We start from the raw sequence: 489 nt of genomic DNA on the forward strand, positions 1-489 counted from the left end.
GTACATGCAGATCCTGACTCCTGAATTCCTCGACGCCGTGGGCTGCCCGTTGATCAACATCCATCATTCGTTCCTGCCGGCGTTCATCGGCGCGGCGCCGTACCGCAGGGCCAAGGAACGCGGGGTCAAGTTGGTCGGCGCGACAGCGCATTACGTGACCGGCGACCTCGACGAAGGCCCGATCATCGAGCAGGACGTGGTCCGCGTGGACCACCGCCACTCGGTCGGTGACCTGGTGCGCCTGGGTGCGGATGTCGAACGGCTGGTGCTGTCGCGTGCAGTGCTGTGGCACTGTGAGGACCGCGTGATCCGGTTCGGGAATCAGACCGTAGTCTTCTGACCACGGTTCGAGAGGAGTGAGCGTGAAAATCTTCAATGGTCTTGACGAGTTCGTGGCCGCGAAGGGCAGCGAGCTGGGCCCCACCGAGTGGCTGGAGATCACCCAGGAACGGGTGAATCTGTTCGCCGACGCCACCGACGACCATCAGT

Annotated in this window: 1 protein-coding gene; it reads left to right on the top strand. The window is 63.2% G+C overall.

Annotation, left to right across the window (positions count from 1 at the left end):
- On the top strand, window positions 1-340 hold a 340-nt coding region (locus RNB18_RS51085), incomplete at its 5' end, for a formyltransferase family protein (RefSeq protein ID WP_311720933.1).
- Window positions 341-489: the final 149 nt, after the last annotated feature.

Origin of the sequence: Streptomyces doebereineriae, from assembly GCF_031845645.1 — a bacterium.
GTDB lineage: Bacteria > Actinomycetota > Actinomycetes > Streptomycetales > Streptomycetaceae > Streptomyces > Streptomyces canus.